This window comes from Flagellimonas ochracea (genome assembly GCF_009903685.1).
In the GTDB taxonomy this organism is placed as follows: domain Bacteria; phylum Bacteroidota; class Bacteroidia; order Flavobacteriales; family Flavobacteriaceae; genus Flagellimonas; species Flagellimonas ochracea.
In genome coordinates this window covers 1-25,983 of the sequence record NZ_JAAABI010000010.1, presented here as the reverse complement: position 1 = coordinate 25,983, position 25,983 = coordinate 1, and the positions used below count along the sequence as shown (strand labels likewise).

Genomic DNA, 25,983 nt, shown 5'->3' with positions numbered 1-25,983 from the left:
CCTCCGCTCTGGCCTTGAAGCGAGCATTATCTGCAGTTACGATTTCATAAACATAGTTTGCGGTACCCCCGTCCTTGACGGTTCGTGGAGCTTCAAAATCAAGTTCTTCGATGACATTGGCATATTTGCTGTGCATATATCGATACGTGGTTTGGGCATTGTAGAGGGCCTTTAGCTGCACCTGCGCCTCCACACTTTTGGCCTTTGAAATCAGGGGCATAAGATTGGGAAGCGCCAACAGAAGCAATATTCCTATTATGGCAAGGACTATCAATGTTTCCTGGAGGTTTATGGCAGGTATCTTTCCCTTTGCAAACTTTAAGTTGACGGAAGAACTCATTAGGATATTTTTCAAAGATTCAGAGTTTATTGTTTTTGTCTGATTCAAGTGTCTTACCTGAAATGTAACTTTTTTCTTGTACATATCTATGGAATATTCGATAAAAATTTTCAGAGTAGGAATTCGAAAAGTTATCAACAATACGGTTTTAACAATAAATATTTAGTAATCAATGGATTGGAATAAAAAAGGATTTTTGGACGCTTCAAATTTCTAATGGGCCACAAAAAAAAAGGAAAAAGTTTTAAAAATAAACATTAAATTTCTTACAAAAGAACATGAAATTATAGCTTCATATTGATTTCTATGTCTGCAAACTCAACCAAACCAGTTACCGACAAACCAGTTCCTGATACTGCGATTTTATGCAGTAGTCCATGGTCATCCTCGTCAATTCTTGAAGTATCAAAACACCTTTCTATAAACCATTGGATATACTGTCATTTGATTGGGATTCATATCAATTTCTCTGCTCATGGTATTCTGGATATGGTCAGTTGCCTGTATCTGAAAGTGAAAAAACTATTTATCGGATCATGAAAATAAAAAGAAACTTATTGTATTGTTTTATGCTTTTTCTGGGAATATTCTCATTTGGGCAGACCTCCACTTTTGACAACTTAAATGCCAACCCCCTTACTGGAAAGGCGATAACATGGACATCTTCCAATTATGGCAATGGTTTCGGTCATAGAATTGTTAACTCTGACCCAGGCTATTTTACTTTGCTAAATATCCAAGGGCGGCATAATTCAACCACTTGGACTGATATGTTGAGTATTACAACACTAGGTAATATTGGAATAGGCACTTCATCTCCTACCAGTCTATTGCATGTGACATCAGGCACTTCTGGTGACGCAATTTTAAGAATTGAGTCTGATACGGACAACAACAATGAATTTGACAATCCATTGATTGAATTTAGCCAGGATGGTGATGTGGTGGGTGCCTTTGTCGGGTTTTCAGAAAACTTCGGCGAAAATCTATTTGGAATTGGCACAAAATATCCCAATACTGTGGGATTGAGATGGGACTCGTTCATCATCAACCCAGTGAATGGCTATGTTGGCATAGGCTCTTCTGCTCCTGACTCCAAGCTCACGGTAAAGGGCAACATCCACGCGGAGGAGGTCAAAGTTGATCTCTCCGTTCCCGGTCCAGACTATGTCTTTAAAGATGGCTATAAACTCAAAAGCCTAGAAGAAGTCCATAGCTATATCAAAGAACATGGCCACCTGTCCAATATCCCCTCTGCAAAGGAAATGGAGGCCAATGGCATTGATCTTGGGGAAATGAATATGAAGCTCTTGGAGAAAATCGAAGAGTTGACGTTATATCTCTTAATACAACAAAAACAGCTAAAAAGGTTACAAAGTGAAGTTCAAAATTTAAATAGATGAAGAAATGAGAAAAAAAATATTCGTAGTTGCTTTATATTTTTTGTGCACGGCTCCAATTATATATGGACAGTGGTCTCCTCCCGCTGCGGAAACCAATTTCATTACTACAACACATAGCAATGCGCTTCAGGATTTTGGTTTTGATTTAGAAAGCTCAGGAGGTAACTATAGATATCTAATTGAAAACAATATCAATGGAGCAAATCAACAAGCGCTATATTTTGGACATTCCAATGGCTCAAAAAACATTTTTGGGATAAGTTCATCTTCCGATAGCGGTACAACATGGAATCCTAGATTTACGATTAACCAAAATGGATATGTTGGATTCAATACCAACAGTCCAATTACAGACTTTCACGTTAATGGACGGGTGACACTTAACCCTGGGCTAACCAATGATAACTATGTGAACTTCTTAAGTAATACGAGCACCCAAATCAATATGGTATTTTACAGCCAAAATGATGCAAAGTGGAACTTTTATACCTCCTCAGACGGTAAATTTTATTTCCGTAAAACGGATAACAACCCGGGGGGCGGGGTTAAAATGACATTGGATGGGGGCAATGTGGGAATAGGAACCACTTCCCCGCAAGAAAAATTACAAGTACATGGCAGTGCGCTTATTGCAAGCGATAAGGGAGCTTCAGGAATAACCGACGTATCCAACTATGGCAGTGCTTCTGGACTATTTTTTGGAAATGCAGGGTCCATATTGGATAATGACAACAACACGCTAAATATTGTTTCCAGGGCTAACATGGAATTTGTGGTGGATGAACTATCCGGTAGTTCTACCAAGGCCATGTATATAAAAACCAATGGGCATGTGGGCATAGGAACATCGAATCCAGATTCAGAACTGGCAGTAAATGGAATCATTCATTCTAAAGAAGTCAAAGTAGACCTAGTGGGGTGGCCAGATTATGTCTTCGATAACGACCATATTCTTCCTACTCTGGAGGAAGTGGAAAAACACATTAAAGAAAAAGGTCACCTCATGAACATTCCTTCTGCCAAGGAAGTGGAGGAAAATGGTATTCAATTAGGTGAGATGAACAAACTTTTGTTGGAGAAAATAGAGGAGCTGACCCTCCATCTGCTAGCACAGGAAAAACGACTTAAAAAAATTGAACAACTTTTAAGAATTGACTAATGCTCAAGACGATACTTACATCAATATTATTGGTTTACTCCATTACCATTTGGGCACAGGTTACAAACACATTTCCAGATAATGGCCATGCTGGTATCGGAACCATAAATCCCTCAACTGAACTTGAAGCAAGGTCAGCCTTGGGGAATGGCGCCGAGATTCACCTCAATGCGGGCACTGATAACGATCATTCGGTCATAAGGTTCCAGGACGCTGGAACCAACACCTGGGGATTACTTGCAAATTATCCGGTCGCAGGCAAATTCAGTCTGTATAATTATCAAAACACTTCTGTCAGCCTGACCGTAAATGAGATTGGAAACCTTGGTATTGGCACATCCAATCCAACTTCCAAATTCGATGTCATTGGGATTATTAAATCCCGCCATGCCAATGGTCATAACATAGCAATGTTCTCCTCTGGAGATGGAAACAGCTATTTGAATTTTACCGGGGGTTCTAGTTCTTCAAGAATTGGATTTCAATTTGATGGGTCAAGTAAGATGTCAATCTATAAAAATGGCGGTGTATCAATTGGGCCCGGAATTCCCGGTTCGTACAAATTGGCCCTAAAAGGAAAAATCCGAGCCGAAGAAATCAAGGTTGAAACAGGTTGGGCCGATTATGTCTTTAAAGAAGACTATGGCCTTCCCACTTTGGATGAAGTGGAGAATTACATAAAAGAAAAAGGGCATCTCAATAACATCCCCTCGGCCAAGGAAGTAGAGGAAAACGGCATCCAACTCGGCGAGATGAACAGGTTGCTACTCGAGAAAATCGAGGAACTGACGCTGTACATCATAGAATTGAAAAAAGGACAGGAAACTCTTGAGAATCAATATAAAGAACTGGAGCAACGATTCAAAAACCAGAATGAATTATGAAAAAAATACTACTTATCACATGTCTTGGAATTTTTGTAAACGGCATCAACGGGCAATGGACAGATAGCGGAAGCAGCATTACGACCTTGGACAATGTTGGCATAGGCACCAGTTTGCCCGATTCTAAACTTACTGTCGAAGGGCATGTGAACGTAGGGGGCAGTGGGAACTACCATTTAAAAGTTAGGCACATAGATGGTAAAGATTTTGACAGTAATTATCTTAGTGATCTCTATTTGAATTATGATAATGGTAAGAATGTCCGTATAGGATTCGGTAATAATAACCCACAATCAAATCTTTACCTGTCAGGTCGATTGGGAATAGGCATTACCAATCCATCTTATCATATTGATGTTCGTAATGATATCAGTCCCACAGAGGCCTTTATGCGTTTCCGCGTAAGTGACTCACCAGATGATTACTTCAGTGTGGTCAACGCCACAGGTGCACCAGGTCAATTCATACCAAGGATGATAGGGTATCGCACAAGCGACAATAGGTATTCCATACAGTTTTCAGGTGTGACCTCAACACAAAATGATACGGGGAACAACGCTTTGGTGAATTTTGATGCAAGGATTAGCAGTGGTCCGATTCAAAATAGACCGTTGTTTGTATGGACCACCTATTCAACAAAGATGATGACCATGCTGGCCAATGGTAATTTGGGCATTGGTACAGCGAACCCAGATTCAAGACTTGCTGTAAATGGAAACATCCATGCCCAAGAAGTTAAAGTTGACTTGGTGGGCTGGCCCGATTATGTCTTTAAAGAGGACTATGACCTCCCCACTTTGGACGAAGTGGAAAAACACATTAAAGAAAAAGGTCACCTCATGAACATTCCTTCTGCCAAGGAAGTGGAGGAAAATGGTATTCAATTAGGTGAGATGAACAAACTTTTGTTGGAGAAAATCGAGGAGCTCACCATATACCTGATTCAACAGCAATTCACCTTGGACAAACAAAACATTCGCATTAAGCATCTAGAAGAGATTTTAACCCAAACAAATACAACCAATAACAATTCTAAAAAATGAAAGGTACATCTTTTATCGCCCTCTTGTTTTGTTTAGGAACTGCCCACGCACAAGACCGCATTGAGCTAAATCCTGGAGGTGCCGCTTCAGGAGACCTAATGGGGCTAAAAGCAACTGAAACCGGTAACAATACAACCCTATTTCATATTTTCAAGAATTTCACCAATCAAACCAGTGATGAGGATTTACTGACCATTGACCGGTTTGGTAACACAGAACTTTATGGGACATCAAAATTACATTGGAACCCTCAAGGAGGGGCACCTGGAGATCGTTTTGGTATAAAGGTGACCGAATCTGGGAATAATACCACCAAGCTTCATTTTTTCCGAAACTTCACCGGTGATTCGCAAGATTTAGACGCGTTGGTTATCGATGCAAACCGTAAAGTAGGAATAGGAACAGCCTCACCCACTTCCGAACTTGAAATAAAATCTCCACTGAACAATCATGCTGAACTGCATATCAATTCAAGTAGTGATGATGGCGTTTCCATAATAAGATTTCAGGATGCAGGAACATCAACATGGGGATTCCTCGCGAACTATCCAGGTTCAGGAAAGTTCAGTCTGTATAATTACCAATTGACCAGTAACGCATTTGTATTTGACTCCAATGGGAATATGGGTATTGGTACAGCGAACCCAGGCGCTTACAGGCTTGCCGTTAACGGATCTATTAGGGCCAAAGAAATAAAGGTTGAAACAGGTTGGGCCGATTATGTATTTAAAGAAGGCTATGACCTTCCCACTTTGGAAGAAGTGGAAAAACACATTAAAGAAAAAGGTCACCTCATGAACATTCCTTCTGCCAAGGAAGTGGAAGAGAACGGCATACAATTAGGTGAGATGAACAGACTGCTCTTGGAAAAAATCGAAGAATTGACATTATATCTGATAACACAGGATAAAGCGATTAAAACCCTTCAAGAAGAAAACCAGGTGTTAAAAGATTTAGTAAAAGAAATAAAGCTCATCAAACCGCAATTCATAAACTATGATACAAATTAAAAAAACAACTTTAGTGCTATTCCTACTAACGTTTGGTGTTGGCAAATCTCAACAGGGAATAATTTATTTCAATGATGCTCCTACTGCCGGTATTAATTCCATTGGCCCTCACGATTCCAATAAAAGCATAAGAATCAACGCTGAGAAAAATGTAGACATTGTAATTGACGAAGAAAGTCAATATCTCGACGGGGCTTTTAACATTTTCAGGGATGGCCCATCAGCCAATCCACTTTTTAAGGTCACTAGGGACGGAAATGTAGGCATTGGCACTACCAATCCACAGTATAAACTTGAGGTTGATGGCTCTGTTAGTGGTATTCTAAGGCACAAGAGCAATTATTTTTCCATGTTTCCGTACAATGCTAGTTATGATGATGGTTCCTACGCAAAGACCTTTTATGACGGTAACAGAAAACAGATTAGGTTTTGGAATTCCGATACGGGAACAGCCTTCACAAGATTGGAGACCGGTGGGCTAAGTATTGGATCTTCAAATCCAGTAAGCTCTACCAATGGTTTTGAAAATAGGATAGAATTTATCAATGGAGGAAACGGGGCCATTGTTTTTCACCCAGGGGCTTCGGATGAGCTTATGTTCGGGATGCACCAAAACGGTAAATTCTATTGGGGAAGGGGCCGCTCCCATGCCCAAAATCCCAGTGATTATTCTATGTTCCTGAATGGAATTAATGGGAATTTAGGAATTCGAGGAAAATTAACGGCCAATGAGGTAAAGGTGAAGTTAGGGGGCTGGGCCGATTATGTCTTTGAAGAAGACCACGACCTACCTACACTTGAAGAAGTCGAAAAATACATCCAAGAAAAAGGACATCTCATCAATATTCCCTCTGCCAAAGAAGTGGAAGAAAATGGAATTCACCTAGGTGAGATGAACAAACTTCTTTTAGAGAAGGTTGAGGAACTAACACTTTATGTGATTAACCTAAAAAAGGAAAATCAACGAATTGAAAGAGAAGCTTCAGAAAAGACTAGAAAGTTGGAAGCAAAAATAAATGATGTCAAAAAACTTAAACAATGGGGATGAAAAAAGCAGCTGTATTTTTAATCTTTTTGAACGTAATCGTGACAAATGGCCAAAACAATTTGTTAGATACTTCTTCGTGGACAGTGGGAAGTGGTTCGGTTACCGGATTTACGCAGAATGGGACAACCTCTGAAAACATAAGAGAGCTTGATATAACACCTTTCGGAAACCAAGATGTTATTTGGAAAGGTTCTCCTGATGGAGTAACTCCCAACACCAATGGAGGATGGAGCACGACTAATATCCCCATAGACCACACAAAGACCTACCGATATTCCGTTTGGATAAAAAAGACGAACTCTTTTGATGGCAGTGAAGTCTTCGGTGTAGCGATGAGTGATTCAGGATTTCAAAATGCTCTTTTAAGATTAGACGGATCTAATGGAGGTAATGGAATTATAGTTTCTGGTAATGTGCCCCAACTCAATAAGTGGTATTTGTATGTTGGGTTTGTTTACAACAGCGGCCATACTGGAACCACTAGTCATGGAGGCGTGTATGATCCAGTTACTGGAAACAAGGTATTGAACGGTTTGGACCACAAGTCAAGTCCCTTAGCGGTCTCAACCAAGCATAAGGCTTATTTGTGGGCCGGAGAAAATCCTTCTGATATCATTCACTTCTATGGCCCTACAATATATGAAGTAAATGGACAAGAGCCCACTTTGCAGGAATTGTTGGATGGTCCTAATAGCTCTGATACGGAACCGCCGACAGCACCTATACTTACTAGTATCGGAAGTTCACAGACCACTGTAGACCTTTCTTGGACGGTTGCCACGGACAACGTCGGCGTAACAGGATATCATGTCTATCGTAATGGGGTTATTATTGCAAACAACATTTCTTCAACTTCCTATCAGGATACTGGACTTAGCCCTTCCACAACCTATAATTTCTCAGTAAGGGCACTTGATGCCACGGGTAATGTGAGCATTGATAGCAACATAGTATCGGCTACCACCGACAATACCTCAGATACTCAAGCCCCAACGGCACCGACCCTCTCCAGTATTGGCCAAACCGATACCACGGTAGACCTATCTTGGAATAATGCTACAGACAACGTTGGTATTACTGGGTATAAGATATTTAGAGGTAGTACGTTAGAGATTACTTTGAGCGACGTAAATACCTATCAGGTGACAGGTCTTACTTCAGATACCTCCTATAGCTTTACGGTCATGGCCTTAGATGCTGCAGGCAATGAAAGCGCCGGAAGCAATATTGTCACAGTTACCACAAATTCTAGTTCAGGGAGCGGTAATGGACAACCGATTGAATATTATGAAGGAAAATTAAGCTTTGGAAATTCTTCCGTGGGATGGTATAAGCTAGCCACTTTTGACCTGGCCGGAAATGGCTCCCATAATTCCATTATTGTAGATGCCAACATAAATTATGTACGTACTAGTGAGGCAGGGTATGCAGCATCGGCTAAACTGTTTATCCGTGAAGGTGCTACCCAAGGTGGCAGATGGAGTTATTCGATAACCGGCACGCAAATAGGGGACTATATCAAATATAAAAAGGTAAATGACACGACATATGAGTTGTTTGGATACTCTCCTGGTAACTATGGACATATATCCATTCGTTTGGCCTTAACCAGTGAGGCGGCATTGATTGTTACCGTGCCTACCACTAAAGTTTTGGTACCTAACCCAGATGTGTATTTGGATGTTCCAAAGATTAGTAAGGCATCAATATTTGTTGACAATCTTGGAATTGGAACTTTCAATACGAGTTCCTACAAATTAGCTGTAAATGGAAAAATCCGTGCCAACGAAATCAAAGTTGAAACAGGGTGGGCAGATTATGTTTTCGCTAATGAATATTCTCTCCCCACCTTGCTGGAAGTTGAACAACATATTAAGGAAAAAGGACATCTTATCAATATTCCCTCGGCTGAAGAAGTCGAACAAAATGGCATTCACCTAGGTGAGATGAACAAGTTGCTCTTGGAAAAAATTGAGGAGTTGACCTTATATGCCATTCAGCAACAAAAAGAATTGCAAGAGCTACAGGAAGTAAATCGGAAGTTGGAAGAGCGACTGCAAAAGCTCGAGGAGCCCTTAACAATAACTACCACAAGAAAATGGAAAAATAAGAAGAACCAAACAAATACGAACTAAAACATGAACAAACTTACTTTGCCCATAGCACTATTGGCTCTATTGGCCAGCGTTGCAAACTTCTTTTATTCACAGTCAAAATCAGAATTGGTCTATGTGGACATCAACCAATTGGTGGAAGGGTATGAACGGACCAAGGTAGAACGGGAGGCCTTCAACAAAAAGACCCAAGTGCTCAAGGCCAATGTCGACAGCCTGATGACCAATTGGCAGGACGAGCTGAAAGCCTATGAAAAAGAAAGGGCCTCGATGACCGCAAAAGAACTGGAATTGAAACAGCAACTGCTGCAAAACAAACAGCAACAGATAAACAACTACCAACAGGCCATCCAAAAACAGATCCAGGATGAGGATCAAAAAATGACCCAGACCGTCATCAATGATATCAACGATTATGTAAAGGAATATGGCAAGAACCGAGGTTACCGTATCATTTTCGGGGCCAAGGGAGGGGGGAACATCATGTATGCCGAGGAAGCCTCGGATCTGACCCAGACCATTCTGGAAGGGCTGAACAACCAATACCAAGGAGATTGACATGAAACATCGAAATACCTTTAGGCCCTTCCGTCTATTACAATCCGGAATGCTCATAGCATTGCTTTTTGCCGTGGTATCCTGTGGGCAAAAAACCTTCGATTCCGAGGCGCAACTTTTGGAGTACATCAGGACCCCGGACAACGGTTACCATTATGAGAAGACGGTGGGCAACGTACAGTATGCGCTGACGTACCGTCCCACAGATATCCTGGTCAAACAGGAACTGCACCAAGATCTTGATAAAAGAAACATTGATAGTTTGAGAGGGAAATATGGAAAATATCTCTATTTCAATCTGGGGATGAGCGTGAACGACCAAGAATTGCTCAGTTCCAAGGCCCACGATAGGGACGCCTTTGGCCTTCTGGTGAACCAACTGTCCTTTGACATGGGTGAAAAGGTTCACTTGATAAGCGATAAAAGGGACACCATACCCCTATTGGACTATGTATACCCCAGGATGTACAGTATGTCAAACAGTACCAATATGCTACTGGTGTATCCCAAGAACAAAGGACTGTTGGAAGGCGACCAGGCCCTATTTACCATTGAGGACCTGGGATTTTCCACCGGGGAAGTCTCCTTCAAAATCCCCTTGGAAAGAATACGGAAAGAACCAAAATTGAGTCTGGAGCTATGAACAAAGGAAAAAAGTTTTACATGGTCTTCGCCATGGTCCTTTTAATGGCCACCCCGGTCCTGGCACAGAAAAGCGCTATGGTATTGACTTTTACCGATGGCCGGGTCTTGAAAGGCTATGGAAAATTGAGAAAACAGGAGGTAAAATACCGGGCTGGAAAGCAATCCAAACCGGAATATTTCCCCATAGCCGATTTGGCTATGATCAGGATAAAATTGAAAGAGGATTGGAGGGAATACCATAAGGTCCAAATTCGGGACAGGGACGATTCCCTTATGCTCGAGTTGGTCGAACAAGGAAGGGTAACCCTATACCGGAATTCCTCCCAAGGATATATGCCCACCGGAGCGGCAGGGGTGGGCAGTGTCGGTGGTGCAGGAATCAGTGGCGGACAGTTTTATTCGGTACACCAATATTACCTCAAAAAAGCCGAGGAAGCCGAGGCCATCCACATCGGGTCGAACCAACTTTTCGAAAAGAACTTCAAAGAGGCGGCCAGCACCTATTTTGCCGAATGTAATACAGTGGTACAAAAAATCAATTCCGGAAAATATAAAAAGAAAGACATCAAAGAGATAGTCGCCCAATACAATAACGAATGCAAATAATCAATCCCATGAACAAGACGAACAAGACCAAGGTTTCCCACAGAATCATCGCACTATTGCTGACCCTCACCTTTCTGCCCAGTCTGGTCCCGGTCAATATGCTCCTAGCGTCCAACAATGGGCCAACCACACCGGAGGCAGCCAGTTTTGAGCCCGTGGATGCAACTGATATGGTAAACCTGTCCACCGGTAGTGTGAGCTATGTACTGCCCCTAATGAATGTTCCCTCCCCCGAGGGCGGTTATCCCTTGGCTTTGGCTTACCATGCCGGAATCGCAATGGACCAAGAGGCCTCATGGGTCGGACTGGGCTGGAACCTCAATCCGGGGGCCATAAACCGATCGGTGAACGGGTATGCGGATGATTACAACGCCGCGCAATTGACGGAATATTTTTACGATGAAGGTGGCAGTCAGGAGGTATACTCACTATCCCTTGGATTTACATCAAACGCCGGGGCTTCCGTGGGACTTGGCCTATCCTGGGGCAGCAATTTGAGCTTGGGGGGGACCGTGAGCATTGGATACGGTTACGACATTGCAAGTGGGGGAAGTGTGGGCGGAAGCCTTGCCGTTGGCAGGAACAGCGGATTGAGTATCGGCGGTACAACGGCTGGTGGATTGTCACTCGGCGCCAGTATCTCCGGCAGTGGGCTGAATGGCTCCGTGGGCATCCAAAACGACGCCGGCTTCAAGATCGGGGCCTCGTCATCGGGAAATCTAAACCTTGGATACAGTGGGGAGACAGGAAATGGAAACAAATTTTCAACGGGCCTAAACCTTTCCTCCTCCGGGGTCGGGATTCAGGCCGGGGTTACGAATATCTCCAATAGCGAAGTCGTTGGCGGGATGGGTGCAGGGCTCCAAGTTGCCTTTGCGAACACCGCTAAAATGGGGGACTATGTGACCAAGTCGACGGGCTATAATATCCCTTTGGTAGTGCCCACTCCCATTGGTTTTTTCAGTCTATCCTTTGGCAAACAGAAGTTTAGGTACTTCCTTGGCAAAAAGGAAGAAAACTATGTCAATGGCCCATTGCATTTCAACAATGGCACCTTCGACGACCTAAGGTACTACGTCCACTGTTACCAGTTTGGAGCAGCGTACCAAATCGTAAACTGCTATGAGGACATTGTGGATACAGCGGCAGAGCGGGACCAGATATTTCAACAGTACAGCCATTGCAATTGCTATGACAGTGAATTGACCGATGAATCGTTCATGGATATCAACGAGTTTTCAATTGACAGTGAGTTGATCGCCTCCTCGACCGATGTCGCCTTCAACAATCCCGCTTTTCCAAATTATGACTATTACAATGTGCAGGCCCAAGGCCTTTCGGGCGGTATGTCCTCGAGATTGTACGAGTATGGGGCCCTGTTCGGTCTGTCCAATAAAGGCAATAGTCAAAATTTTTCACTGGATTATGGAATCAATGGTTCAAGTACTGCGCCCCCTGCCCATACGCTGTTCTCGGAGACCCCAAATTTTTACTTCGACAATGAGATAAGCACCTATCTTTCGGTTTCCGAGCCTACCTTCGATACTTCCACATCAGGCAATACGGTAATAACCGACTATTATGCCGGGTCTACCACTGAACCTCAAAGACCAAGGAGAAGGACGGGAAATTACATTGAATATTATACCAACGAGGAAATCCTGAACAACTATAGTACATTGAAAAACTTGGGATATCTGGAACCTTCGGTCACTGGTTTTGACAGGGGTAACAAGCCCTTACAGGGTGTAGGTGCCTTCAAGATCACGGCCTCCGACGGTAAGACCTATCATTATTCCCTACCGGTGTACAACCATGAGACCGTTACAAGGACATTCGGTGTCATCAAACACAACAACAACGCCCCCAAAACGGAAAGCGAATCCTATTTTGAAAAGCGCCAACTTGAACCGTATGCCACCCATTGGCTGTTGACCGCCGTCACGGGACCCGACTACATAGACAAAAACACCAATGGTTTTGCGGACAAAGGGGACTATGGATATTGGGTAAACTTTGATTATGGAAAATGGTCGGACGCATTTATTTGGCAGTCCCCTTTCGGAGAGGACCATTTGACCAGTCCCGATGATGAGGACATCAAAACATGGATACGGGGAAGAAAGGAAATGTATTACCTGGACAAGGTGGAAACCCGGACGCACACGGCACTTTTTGTCAAGGAAGAGCGATTGGACGGCAGGTCCATAGCATGGACCTACACTTCGGTGGACCATATTGATGACCTAGATCAGGACAGTGGTGATTTCGTAAACAGATTTACCATCCCGGCCCAAAATCCTTTGCGCCTGAAAAAGGTAATTTTGGTCAATGAGGAGGATGACAGTGCCAGCAAGACCTACGGCCCCTCCCCGTCCCAAGGTTATTCCATAGTCTACAATGATTCACAAAAACCCGGTGAGACGGTCTACATCAACCAAAAGGACAATGTCTTGGATACGGGAGACAATATTTCGAGCCTGCAGAACAAGATTGTCAAAAGCGTGGAGCTCAACTATGACAACAGTTTGGTTTCGGGCACGCCGAATGCCATAGGCGGATTTGGCAGGAGTACATTGCTCGGGGTTAATTTCAAGGGGAAACAGGATATCCAATTGCTCCCGCCCTATACCTTTGAATATGAAGCAAAGGATTTGGACTATAATGGTGAGCGCAGGGACAACTACGGCTATTATGACAATCTGAACGAGGCCTGGTCCCTGAGGAAGATAAACACCCCAGATGGCGGACAACTTGAAATCGAGTACGAGACCAACAAATTCAAGAGCATTACCAATCGGGTCGAGTTTACGGATTCTGGACAGTACATCTCCGAATTTGATTCCAACAATTTCAGCATAACCGATATAAGGCTCATCAACAATACCACGGACGATTTGGGCGTATTGGTGAATGATAAGGTCAACATAAAATATTCCAGATATGATTGTGTCGACGCGAACAATACCTATGAATACTCCTACGAGGGATTGGGGACGGTCGATCAGATTTTGGGCACCGGCGTATATTTGGTCACCCCGGATGGCACCCAATCAGTACAGCAGATACCAGGTCCCTGTTGGTTCACGGGCTATAGTCTCAACAATTCCCTGGAAGTCACCTATTATCCGAGAACTTCAACGCTTTATGAACAGGGAGGCGTCCGGGCCAAATCCATCACGGCCTCCGACGGTTCCAATAGTTTCAAGACCACCTATTCCTACGGCGAGAACAAAAATGGCTGGGGCTATGTCAGCTATCTGCCCTTCAAGGCAGATCAGCAGTTGGAAATCCCCTACAGTGCCGAATTGCCGGCCCCAAGGGTAATGTACGAATACGTTTCCGTGGCCACGGAGGCCAATGGCCTACCCCCGTTGACCGAGTCGGTCTATAAGTTCAATGTGATGAAGGAAAAGTCGCAGACCGCCATCAAATATGGGGACTTTTATGAGGTCACCACCACACGGGACAATACCTACACCGATGGCTCCGGAAGGGAAATCGATATCAAGGGCTATACCATAAAGGACAACCTTGCATCCATTGGGCAGTTATTGGAGGTCAAGACCCTGAACTTCCAATCCCAGCTCATGGGAAAAATGGTGAACGAATATTATACCACACAAAATGTACCCGTCTGGCAAGGAAAGGAATCCTATCAGTCCTACAAGGAGGTTGATTACAATACGGGAACGGACAAATGGATGATAAACGGCTCCTCAAGGATCAGGTACCCCAATATGTTGAAGTCCACCACAGAGTATCGCAATGGGTTCTCCCACACCACGGAATTTTTGGATCTGGATGCCATAACGGGCCAAGCGACAAGGATAAGGACAACATCGGCCAAGGGCGAGGAAATGAATGCGGTGAGCATTCCAGCATATACCATACCATCCTACGGCGAAATGGGAAGCAAGGTGGACGGCGCACAAAACAAAAATATGCTGGTGCAATCGGCCATGAGCAAAACCTATTACAACGGTACATCGGATGTGGTGTCCGTCGGGGTGACGACATGGAAGCCCTTTCAATACACGACTTCCGAATTGGTCGGTACGCCACCCAACCAAACCACGCTCAACAAGACGCACAATATCTGGAGGAAGCACAAAAACTATACTTGGCAGGGCACCTCGGACAGCCAAGGAATTTTTACCGGCTATAATGATGGAAACGATGATGGGTTTGATTGGTCGCTGGAGGTAAACGACCAAGATGTGGCGCAGAGCACGGAATGGAAACAGCTTTCGGAGGTCACGGCCTATAATCCGTTTTCAAATCCGTTGGAGGTCATGGATGTCGGAGGCAATTTGACTTCAACGAAAATGGGGGATGGCGACTCCAAGGTATTCGCTTCCGCAGCCACAGCCTCTGCAAAATTCTTTTATTCTGGAGCTGAGGATTTACAGGGCAGCAATTTCTCGGGAGGGGTACAAAAGGGCACAGCCTCCTTGACCACCAATTCACATACCGGGTCCAGTGCCCTTCAAGTCGATCCAGGGGAGTCCGCATTCCGGGTCACGGTTGAAAATGGTACGGGCTCTGCGAGAAAGTACAAGGCATCCCTATGGACCCTGACAGGCAACTATTCGAACGTGCGGGTGAATGTCGGGGGGACCAATGTTACCCACAATGCCGATGAGGTAATCCCATCGGGAAGCTGGACACAACTCAACTTTTATTTTGATATACAGAATTCAAAGGTCATTTATGTGACCACGGCGGGAAGCTCGATCACCGTTGACGATTTCAGGGTACACCCGGTTGAAGTGGACATGACCTCCTATGTATACAACCAATGGGACGAATTATCCGCAATTCTGGGAAGGAGCAATATGGCCACCACATTCGAATATGATGAGATGGGCAGACTTCTCAGCACCTTTGCCGAGGTAGCCGACGCCCCATCATTTACCGGTGGAATCAAAAAGGTCAGCGAGAACAAGTACAACTACAAAGTAGCTTTTGAACTTGACACCAACTCCAATGGGGTCATCGACGGCAATGAGGGCTACAGTGATCTTGATGTGGATCAAGACGCATCCAACGGGTATTCAAATACCGGTACTTTGACCACTCTGCCCAGTGGCGGGTCCGGCAATTACCGCTACAGCTATGCCAAAGGTACTGTGACATCCTTGGCCGGGGTCCAGGCCCTGAACAATTATGGAAGTGAATCCACGAACAATCAATTTACGGTAAGTGTGACTATTCCGTGCTCGGGAGGATCTTACGGCTGGAATGCCTATGCAGTAAAGACCAAGGTTCGAGATGTCGGAAGTGGAGAAACCAAGGTGACTATTGCATATTATAACAAAAGCTGTCCAGATGGTGGAGGCGGTGGTGGAGGAACCCCGGTTCAATAATCCGTGGTAACGATAAAAATCTATTTAACTATTAAAATTTAAAAAATGAACAAAGTACTGACCTTGACACTGACCTCCTTCTTCATATGTATGGCATCCACATATGCACAGGAGGATTGTACAAACTGTTTTGATGACGGGCCTGCCGGATGTGGAAAACTGGGATATTATGACGGGGACGGTGATGGTTTCGGTTCCGGGCCCCAAGTCTGTTTTTTTGGAAGCAATCCCAGCAATTATGCCACGAAAGGAAACGATTGTAACGACAGTAGTGCCTCAGTGTACCCCAGAAAATTCTACGTGGATAGCGACGGTGACGGATATGGTAGTAGCCTTAGTGTCTATATTTGTCAAGGCACTTCCACACCTCCTTCAGGCTACTCCAGTAACAGCGGTGACTGCGATATCAATAATCCAAATTACAACTTGAGCAGGAACTGGTACCAAGATGCCGATAATGATGGCTTTGGGCTTTCATCTACAGCCACTTACGGATGTGCTCCGCCTACTGGTATGATAAATCCTGTCGCAAGGGGCGGTGATTTTGATGATACGGATGACGAGATTACCAACATCCAACCTAGAACGTTTTACTATGACAACGACGGTGATGAATACGGTGTCAATACAAATACGGTATACAAAAGCTTCGCTCCCACGGGCTATGTGGAGGACTGGGGTGACTGCAACGACAACGATAGTTCCATAAACCCTGAAACACTGTGGTACTTGGATGCCGATGGCGATGGCCTAGGGGCCTCCTCGCCCCATACCAAGGTAAGTTGTACACAACCGCCTGGGGATTCCAATGGAAGCTACGTTTTGAACAGCAATGACCTTTGCCCCTCAGTGAGCGGGCCACAGGCCAATAGTGGGTGCACCACACAAAACCCATTGGTGGTCAACGATCTGAACAGGAACTGGGTCTGGTCCATAGCCTTTGATGCCGATGGCAACATCAAGGGAAATGGCATCAATTATTTTGACCAATTGGGCAAGGCCACCCAAACCCAAAGCTTGGATATCAAGACCGGCCAGATTTGGACCACACAGACCATGTACGATTCCTATGGAAGGCCCGCCCTAAGCACTTTAGGGGCCCCGATCGGAATCAATGGCAGCTTTCAATACGAAAACGATTTTATCCTCGACAGCGGAGGCAATCCCTTTGATAACAATGATTTCGAAAGCAACCCTGAGAATCCCTCCACGGTGAACGGACAAAGCAATACACTGGGTTGGTATTACAGTGAGAACAACAGCAGGGAACCCTATCAGGATATTACCCTATACCCCTATGCAAGGACCATATACAGTACACTCAATCCCGGTACGCCTCTAAAATCGGTTGGGGGCAACAAAATCAATGGGGAATGGCCCCAAGGGCACACCTTCACCATGAAAGCGGGCGATGAATTGTCACAATCCGTGGCTTTTGGCGATTTGAATTATACCGCAGGCAATTACAACATATTCAAAACAATCAGTAGAGACCTTCATGGCAATGAAAATGTGGTATTTACCGATGCCGATGGCAAAACCTTGGCAGCTGCACGAAGCGGGGGCACAATTTCACGGACCTCAACTGTGGCCATTGGCGACTTGGGGTATGTGGATGTCCATGTGCCCGCTGGCAGCAATATGGGATTTACTGTGGGCACCAATGGATATTCCGTAACCGCGCACGACCTGATTTCAGAAAGTACGGTTTCCCCGTCCAATAGTCTGCCAAATGGATTTTATCGGGTCTCGGTCAATGACCCCGACAGCTATGATCCAACAAGTCCAGTGACCATTGCCTATCATGAAAACTACTATGACTATGCCCTGAACGAATATGACAATGCCGGTCGACTGGTGTTTTCCTACCAACCTGTCCAAGGCTCGGATAGTGCAAGGAGAACGGAATATCGGTACAACAGTTTGGGGCAGTTGACCTATACCAAAAGTCCCGACGAGGGCGAAGTGGAGTTCCGTTATCGAGGTGACGGCCAGATACGTTTTTCCCAGAATGAGGTACAAGCGGCGGCTAATGAGTTTTCGTATACCGATTACGATGCCTTTGGAAGGCCCATCGAAAGTGGGGTCCTACAAAGTACCGCCTTCGCAACGGCCAACGTGGACGATCCACTGCCCACGGGCACAAAAAAGGAAGTGGTGACCACTTTTTATGACACCTTTCCCTCCCAGTTCAATACCGGGACCTACAGTGGAAGGACCAACCCAACCTTCTTATCGGGCAACGTGTCCGCTACACAAAATGATCAATGCACAACGCTTTATAGTTATGACGTATACGGGCGATTGGTATGGCTGGTCCAAAATATCACTGGTGTTGGCTCCATAAAGACCCTGGACTACGAATATGACGCCATCACAGGCCTTGTTAACCGTGTAATATATCAAAAAGATGCTCCTGATGAGTTTATCCATAGATATACCTATAACAATGCCGACGAGCTCATCAAGGTGGAAACCTCGACCGACGATATCAGTTACATGACCCAGGCAGAGTACTCCTACTACGAATCTGGTGGACTCAAACGGGTGGAGCTTGCCAATGGGGTGCAGGGTGTGGACTACGTCTACAATATGGCCGGACAGTTGAAGGGAATCAACCATCCCACTCTGGGCAACGCCAGCTTGGACCCGGGTGGCGACACCAATGACCTTTTTGGCATGCAGGTGGACTACCACAATGCGGATTACCAAAGGGCCTTGGAGAACATAGAGGCGGCAACCTATGGTACCGACCAGTTGAACGGCAACATCAAGGGCATCCGCTGGAACAACGATCCGGGCACCATGGCGACCGGGGAGCAACGCGCGTACAGTTACAGCTATGACCGGAACAATTGGCTGACCCAGGCAAAATACGGGGCCTTTCTGGATGCCACAAGCACTACGGCACAACCGACCATTACCGATAACAACATCTATACCAGTAGTAGTGGAAACATTGATTTGGAGGCTACACAGAGCATTACGCTATCCCCGAATTTCCATGCACAGGCAGGCAGTGATTTCCACGCAAAGATTGCACCTACGGACGTGTTTGTGGAAAACAGCAATGGGGACTATGACGTAACGGGCATTGAATATGATGCCAATGGAAACATCCAGCGTCTTGTCCGAAAAAAGCATACCGAGAGCAGCACCAATGCCATGGATGACCTTACCTACAACTACGATGTCTCAAAGCCCAACCGGTTGACCCATGTGGATGATGGCAGCGGCGATGTTGCGGGTGCCGATGACATCGGTGACCATGCCGCCAACAATTATACCTACAACGCCATAGGCCAACTGATAGGCAATACGGCCGAGGGGGTAACCTATTCCTACAATGTGCAAGGGCTGGTGACCGAGGTGAAGATCAATGGAAACACCAGGGCAAGGTTTCATTATGGCGATAGGGGATACCGTGTGCGAAAGGAAACCTATACCGCCGGGGGGCAGTTGTCAGGAACCACCTACTATGTAAGGGACTTCACGGGCAACCCCATAGGCATCTATTACCGTCCCAATGGGAGTGGCATTACCCTTCAAGAACAGCCGATATACGGAAACCAGCGTCTTGGAATGCGCTATGAAGCGGACAACAGCTATGTCTATGAACTTACGGATCATTTGGGCAATGTGCGTACCCTATTTAAAAAGAACGGCAGTAGCCCAAACATACAGGGGTTTACGGACTATTATCCCTTTGGGATGACCCTGCCGGGCTTGAATACGCTTGCCAATTCCTACCGCTATACCTTTCAAGGGCAAGAGAAAGACCAAGAAACGGGCAAAGAGGCTTTTCAACTGCGTTTATGGGATGCACGGATTGGCCGATGGTTGAGTCCCGATCCATATAATCAATTTGATTCTCCGTATCTTGGTATGGGAAACAATCCAACAAATGCTATTGACCCCGATGGAGGACGTGCTTGTATCGATGAGGAAACAGGTCAGGTGATTGATTGTCCGGATGGTTATGAAAAATATGGGATTCCCTCTAAGTATGATGCATATTTCGATAAGGAATTGAATTTGGTTGCATTTGGGCAAATCTTGGATGAAGTAGTTGTTAGTTCCAATTTAATACCTGAAAGCTCTAGACAAAATCCAGCTGATATGGGAAGCCTTTTGTCATCATTGGTAGCAAGCTTTAATGTCGGGCAGTTGAAACGAAATGGAGAATTTAGAATTTATCAAAACGTATCAGTTTCTAAGTTTAGAGGAAGCCAACACGTAAAACTTTATAATACAGGTAGGCTAGGAAAAATAGGAGGAGGTATTTTTGATGCGATTGAAATAACAGGCGATGCTTATGATGTACTTGTAACGGAAGGTGAAGAAAGAGAACAGGAAGCTTATGGATTGCTATGGACTTCTGGAGGTGTAGCCGTTGGAAGAATACACCCTGTTTTAGGTATAATTATAACTAGTGGTGATATAATTGGAAATACTGAATGGTACTATCAACAGGAACTAATTGTTAGGGAAAGACAAATTCAGGAAAGATTAGACAACGGCGAATTTGGTTTGACTCTACCTTGGGATTCCAATGCAACATTTAGACAAGCTAGACAATAACCCAAAATCATGATTACAAAGTTTTACGACTTATTATTTTATCGTATATACAAGGTTACCTATAGGACTAATAAATCTATAACGGAATGGTCTACAATTATTTGGTTATCTGTATTGATATCATTGAATATTATTTCGCTCCTTATTTATTTCGATTTACCAGTCCTCAAATTAAATAGAGTTGGATTTATGGCTATACCTTTGACTATAATTACCATAAATTATTTATACTTTTTACATCGGAACCGATATTTGCAAATTTTGAAAAAATTTGACTCAACATCTAAAAGTTATTGGAGCGTTGACGTTTTTTCTTTTCTATATGGAGTGGTTTCTTTTATCTTTTTTTATAAAATGTTGGAACTCCCAAATAAATTTGTGTGGATAATCATTCTTGTGTTAATAGTGGTTTTTGCATCATCCTATATTTTTGGAAAAGATTAAAGAATTGACAATTAAAGAACTATAAATGTTTCATTTGGAGGTTTTTAGAAATTTAAATTAATATGAGATTAGCAACAAATAGAATATTATTGTCATTTTTACTATCAGGGATTGCTTTTAGTTTAAATGCACAACTGGATAACAAAAAAATCCATTTTGGGGTCAATTACCCTTCGGCAGTAGGGGACAATGCCTTTAAAGAAGTTCAAGATGCCACCATAGATTTGGAGGCCGGTTTTGATTTTGTAACCGTTGGACCTGTCAAATTTGGCTTTTCCATAAACGTCATGTTTAGCGATGGGGACCCCAATGACCTTGGGGAGCCCACGCCTTTTAGAAAGAGTCGATCCACCTTGGTGCAACCGCGATTCAATGCCACTTTGGATACAAAAGTCTTGCCAAAGCTACACCCAAGTTTGGGCTTGGGGTATACTTTTCAATCCGTGAGCAACGACCTCAAACTGGGGCGCGAGGATATGGGATTTGATGAAAACCCCAGTTTTGATGGAATCAATGTCAACTTTGGGCTTCGGTACGATTTGATCAGTATCCTTTACATCAAGGCCCAGTATGATTACATTCGGTTGTCCACTGAACAGGGGTTTGTGGACTCGGATTTTTTCCGCAACATCGGTTTACTCAAGTTCGGTGTCGGTGCAAGATTCTAGTAAAGGTAGTATGGCCCCGGGTCACGAGTGAAGTTCCATGAAAATCATGCCCATTTTTATAAAAAGGCAACTTGACAAACAGGAAACCCGTAATGGATAAAAAGTATTTAAGGAATGAAAAAAGCTTGGGTTTTGATATGGTTGCTTTTGACCTCTGTTTCGGCCTTGTCCCAAAAACAGGCTGCCATCTGGTATTTTGGACGCAATGCCGGACTGGATTTTAATTCAGGGACCCTTGTTACCTTGACCGATGGGGCCCTTTCCACCCAGGAGGGTTGTGCCACCATTTCGGATGCCACGGGAAATCTTTTGTTCTACACGGATGGGATCACCGTCTGGAACCGAAACCATAGTCCCATGCCCAACGGGACGGGCTTGTCGGGGCATCCCTCCAGCACCCAATCCGGGATAATCGTTCCCTTTCCCGGCAATCCCAATCTGTACTTTGTCTTCACGGTCGACGAGGCCGGTTTGGGGAATGGCCTGCAATACAATATGGTCGACATGTCCCTGGATGGGGGCCTGGGTGACTTGACTCTTAAAAATACGGCCTTGGCCACACCGGTGATGGAAAAATTGACCGCGGTGGAACATGCCAACGGGTCCGATATTTGGGTGTTGTGCCATGGCTATGGCAACAATGAATTTTTGGCCTATTTGGTCACTTCCACTGGATTGAACACCACGCCTGTGGTATCGGCAACAGGTCTTGACCATCCCATATTGTACAATGGGCAGGGGGTTCGCGGCTATATGAAAGTTTCCCCCAATGGGGAATTTCTGGCCAGTATGGCTTCGGGCACGGACCATGCCGAATTGTTCCGGTTTGATCCAAGTTCGGGCCAGGTGAGCGACCCGATCCTATTGGATAGCTATTTCCCCCTGCCCGCTCCTTCAGGCGTCCAAAGTCCCTATGGTGTGGAGTTTTCACCAGATAGTAGAAAGTTGTATGTTGGTTATACGGAATATGGCTTTCCGTATTCGATTTCCAGTGCCATACATCAATTTGACCTTTCGGTTTACGATCAGGCAACGATAATAGCCTCTGGACTTGAAATTTCAGCGACGAAAACCTCGGAAATCGGGGCGCTGCAACTGGCCATCGATGGAAAAATCTATGTGACCATCATCGATGAGTCCAGTCTATCGGCCATCAACAATCCCAACGGACCGGGCCTGACATGTGACTATCAGGACAATGTGATCTCTCTGGGCACCGGGGAGAGTAGTTTGGGGCTGCCGCCATTCATACAGTCTTTTTTCGTGGTGGGCCTGACAGCGGAGAACTTTTGTCTTGGGGACGGTACGGAATTCTCGGTGACCAGTAGTGAGCCCATATTGAACATTGCTTGGGATTTTGGGGATGGAAATACATCCCTACTGGAAAACCCGACCCATAGCTATGCCACAACGGGCAATTACACCGTACAGGTTACCGTGACCACCGCTGTTGAGACCAGAACCGAGACCAAGGAAATTACGATTTCGGAAGTTCCCATGGCCAATCCTGTCGCCAATGTTGAAATATGCCACAAAGGGCCCGCCTACGGCCTTGACCTAACCACACTCGACGCAGAGATCTTGGGTACGCAAACCGCCTCGGAGGTCAACATATCCTACTTTTCCTCGCAGACCGATGCCGACGGCAACATGAACGCCTTGCCTGCCACATCAACTTTTGACCAGGGAACCACAACGGTGTTCGCACGAATAGCGAACAAACAGAATAATCTTTGTTATGCGACTACCAATTTTGACATTGTGGTCAAGGCATCCGTGGAAGTCGGGGTGGTAACGGATTGGACGGTCTGTGACGATGATACGGATGGCATATATGATTTTGACCTCTCCCAAAAGGATACCGAGATCTTGGGCGGTCAGGAAGCCGGTACATTTGCCATTTCCTATCATGGCTCACAAATTGACGCCGACAACGGCACAAATCCGATCGGCCCGAATTATGAGAATACGTTGCCCACGGAAACCCTTTACTTTCGTATAGAGAACCGAACATATCCCGAATGTTTCGAGACAGGCGATTTTGAAATCCGGGTCCTTGGTCAGGTCATCGCCAATACCCCCAACGATTTGGAGGTCTGCGATGATGATAAGGACGGCTCCGCCATTTTTGACCTTTCGCTGGTGGAATTGGAGGTTATAGGGGGCCAAGACCCCGCGACCCTTTCAATCAGTTACCACGGTTCACAAGCGGATGCCGTTACGAACACCGACCCTTTGCCGCTGGTTGTGACGAGTACCCAATACCAGAGGCCCATATACATCCGTGTATCCCATGTCTCGGATGATGCCTGTTATGATACGACAACATTCCAATTGACCATTTTTGATACGCCCATGGCACCTCCGGTCACCGATTGGCGGGTCTGCGATATGGACAACGATGGACGCTATCTGTTTGATTTGAACCAGAAGACCGATGAGATTCTGATGGATGTCCAAAACACCACGTTGAGCTTTCATACCTCACAGTCCGATGCGGCGCTTTCCCAAAACCCCATTTCGGGAAATTATGAAAATACCGCCAACCCACAGACCATCTTTTTTCGATTGGAAAACACAGACCGACCGGATTGCCATGATGTGGGGCAATTTGAGCTTCAGGTCCTCGACACTCCGGTCGCCCATGTCCCCGATGATATCATAGCTTGCGATATTGATGGACCTGGCGCTAACACTTTTCAACTGGGCGAAAAAGATGTGGAAGTCTTGAATGGACAGGACCCCATGCTCTATTCGGTCACCTATTATACCACGGAACTGGATGCCCTGAACCAGCGTAATGCGATCTCGAGGGAAAACTATCAAAACAGCTCCTTGGAAGAAACTATATATGTCAGAGTAGAGCACAGGGCGCTTGCCTCTTGCTTTGATATTTCGGATTTCGACCTCAAAGTCAACGCACTTCCCAATCTGGAGCTATCGGAAACCTATGTCATCTGTCCGGACAATCCTAATTTGAGCCTTGATGCCGGATTGTTCGATAGTTACTCATGGTGGGATGCGGATGGGAACCTCATTGGCAATTCACAGACCCTGGATATTACAGCCTTGGGCAACTATCAGGTAAGGGTCTCAGAGACCTCCAATGGAATCACATGTGGAAAAACGGTCTCCTTTGAGGTGGTATCCTCGGGGGCACCCGAAAGTTTTACGGTGATCAGGGAGGGGTTTTCGGATAAGGTGGTCCTGAACATTGAGGCCATCGGCATTGGCGAATTTGAATATTCCCTTGATGGAACGGTCTTTCAAGGGGATGCCCGGTTCGAGGTATTTCCCGGCACCTATACCGTTTATGTCCGGGACCCCTATGGTTGCCGAACCTTATCCAAGGAAATAACGGCCGTCGGCTATCAACGCTTCTTTTCGCCCAATGGGGATGGAATCCATGAAAGTTGGAACATCATAGGGGCCCAAGAATTCCCGGGGTCCAAGCTATCCATTTACGATCGCTACGGCAAGCTGCTCAAACAGTTGTCACCACAGGGACCGGGCTGGGACGGCACCTATATGGGCAGGCCCTTACCGGCATCGGACTATTGGTTCAAATTTGAATATGGAATGGGAGAAACGATCACCGGACATTTTGCGTTAAAAAGATAAATTTATAGGAATTGACAGTACTAAAAAAGCGTAATTTCTGTATTTTTAGCATGAATTGTATTTTGGATGACCTACCTTAAAAACAGCTTACTTCTTTTGTGCTTGGCTTCATTACTGATTTGCTGTGCCTCTTATCGATCCCAAAGACAGGAATCGCTCCTGCACTTTCCTGAATTGGGATCTCTGGTCAAGTTAAAAGGTAATTTTGGATATCGAACTTCCGAACAAATTGGTATTCCCGACTGGTCCAAAGTAAATGTTCATGCAGAAGAACTTCCATTCAACAAATCCAGTTATGAAAACTATGCACAGCACATGGAAAGGGCTGGAAAGATCAACAGTGTCCCATATAATGATTCCCTGCCCTATAAACCAAAATACCTACGTTTGCAATTGTTGGATAAAGTGCGCTTGACGTCCATTTTGAATACTGAAGCGCATAAACATTTACGAAAGTACATCGCAGCAGATCAAGATCATAAGATAGTAA

Annotated in this window: 16 protein-coding genes; 15 read left to right on the top strand and 1 reads right to left on the bottom strand. The window is 45.0% G+C overall.

Annotated features, from left to right (window positions below; translation table 11 throughout):
- Positions 1-340, bottom strand: a 340-nt coding sequence (locus GTQ34_RS16085; protein WP_166524835.1) for a general secretion pathway protein GspG, incomplete at its 3' end; no start/stop codon positions are given.
- A gap of 536 nt (positions 341-876) precedes the next feature.
- On the opposite strand from GTQ34_RS16085, the gene GTQ34_RS16080 reads away from it, so the two are divergent.
- The 15 genes from GTQ34_RS16080 to GTQ34_RS16010 form a co-directional block, all read left to right on the top strand.
- A complete protein-coding gene (locus GTQ34_RS16080; RefSeq protein ID WP_166524834.1) occupies positions 877-1,743 on the top strand; it encodes a tail fiber protein in 867 nt (288 codons plus the stop codon).
- A gap of 4 nt (positions 1,744-1,747) precedes the next feature.
- On the top strand, positions 1,748-2,902 hold the full coding sequence (locus tag GTQ34_RS16075) for a hypothetical protein (protein WP_166524833.1): 1,155 nt from the start codon (positions 1,748-1,750) through the stop codon (positions 2,900-2,902).
- The gene (locus GTQ34_RS16070; RefSeq protein WP_166524832.1) at positions 2,902-3,786 is read left to right on the top strand and encodes a tail fiber protein; all 885 of its coding nucleotides are present in this window, start codon (positions 2,902-2,904) and stop codon (positions 3,784-3,786) included. Before GTQ34_RS16075 ends, GTQ34_RS16070 begins: the two co-directional genes overlap by 1 nt.
- Positions 3,783-4,829, top strand: coding sequence for a hypothetical protein (locus tag GTQ34_RS16065; RefSeq protein WP_166524831.1), 1,047 nt, complete (start codon positions 3,783-3,785; stop codon positions 4,827-4,829). Before GTQ34_RS16070 ends, GTQ34_RS16065 begins: the two co-directional genes overlap by 4 nt.
- Entirely contained in the window at positions 4,826-5,839 is a 1,014-nt protein-coding gene (locus GTQ34_RS16060) for a hypothetical protein (RefSeq protein WP_166524830.1), read from the top strand. The genes GTQ34_RS16065 and GTQ34_RS16060 overlap by 4 nt, the downstream gene beginning before the upstream one ends.
- The gene (locus GTQ34_RS16055; protein ID WP_166524829.1) at positions 5,826-6,887 is read left to right on the top strand and encodes a hypothetical protein; all 1,062 of its coding nucleotides are present in this window, start codon (positions 5,826-5,828) and stop codon (positions 6,885-6,887) included. The genes GTQ34_RS16060 and GTQ34_RS16055 overlap by 14 nt, the downstream gene beginning before the upstream one ends.
- Positions 6,884-9,022, top strand: a complete 2,139-nt coding sequence (locus tag GTQ34_RS16050; protein ID WP_166524828.1) for a fibronectin type III domain-containing protein — start codon at positions 6,884-6,886, stop codon at positions 9,020-9,022. The genes GTQ34_RS16055 and GTQ34_RS16050 overlap by 4 nt, the downstream gene beginning before the upstream one ends.
- Before the next feature lie 3 nt (positions 9,023-9,025).
- Positions 9,026-9,559 (top strand): OmpH/Skp family outer membrane protein, encoded by a 534-nt coding sequence (locus GTQ34_RS16045; protein WP_166524827.1) that lies wholly within the window; start codon positions 9,026-9,028, stop codon positions 9,557-9,559.
- A gap of 1 nt (position 9,560) precedes the next feature.
- Positions 9,561-10,202: a hypothetical protein gene (locus tag GTQ34_RS16040; protein ID WP_166524826.1), complete on the top strand. Its 642-nt coding sequence runs from the start codon at positions 9,561-9,563 to the stop codon at positions 10,200-10,202.
- The gene (locus GTQ34_RS16035) at positions 10,199-10,810 is read left to right on the top strand and encodes a hypothetical protein (protein WP_166524825.1); all 612 of its coding nucleotides are present in this window, start codon (positions 10,199-10,201) and stop codon (positions 10,808-10,810) included. Before GTQ34_RS16040 ends, GTQ34_RS16035 begins: the two co-directional genes overlap by 4 nt.
- A gap of 8 nt (positions 10,811-10,818) precedes the next feature.
- Positions 10,819-16,179, top strand: a complete 5,361-nt coding sequence (locus tag GTQ34_RS16030; protein ID WP_166524824.1) for a hypothetical protein — start codon at positions 10,819-10,821, stop codon at positions 16,177-16,179.
- 45 nt (positions 16,180-16,224) lie between these two features.
- Positions 16,225-20,760: an RHS repeat domain-containing protein gene (locus GTQ34_RS16025; RefSeq protein WP_166524823.1), complete on the top strand. Its 4,536-nt coding sequence runs from the start codon at positions 16,225-16,227 to the stop codon at positions 20,758-20,760.
- Positions 20,761-21,266: 506 nt separating this feature from the next.
- Positions 21,267-21,872, top strand: coding sequence for a hypothetical protein (locus GTQ34_RS16020; protein ID WP_166524822.1), 606 nt, complete (start codon positions 21,267-21,269; stop codon positions 21,870-21,872).
- A 114-nt stretch (positions 21,873-21,986) separates the two neighbouring features.
- The gene (locus GTQ34_RS16015) at positions 21,987-25,493 is read left to right on the top strand and encodes a T9SS type B sorting domain-containing protein (protein WP_166524821.1); all 3,507 of its coding nucleotides are present in this window, start codon (positions 21,987-21,989) and stop codon (positions 25,491-25,493) included.
- Between the two features lie 66 nt (positions 25,494-25,559).
- On the top strand, positions 25,560-25,983 hold a 424-nt coding region (locus GTQ34_RS16010), incomplete at its 3' end, for a hypothetical protein (protein WP_166524820.1).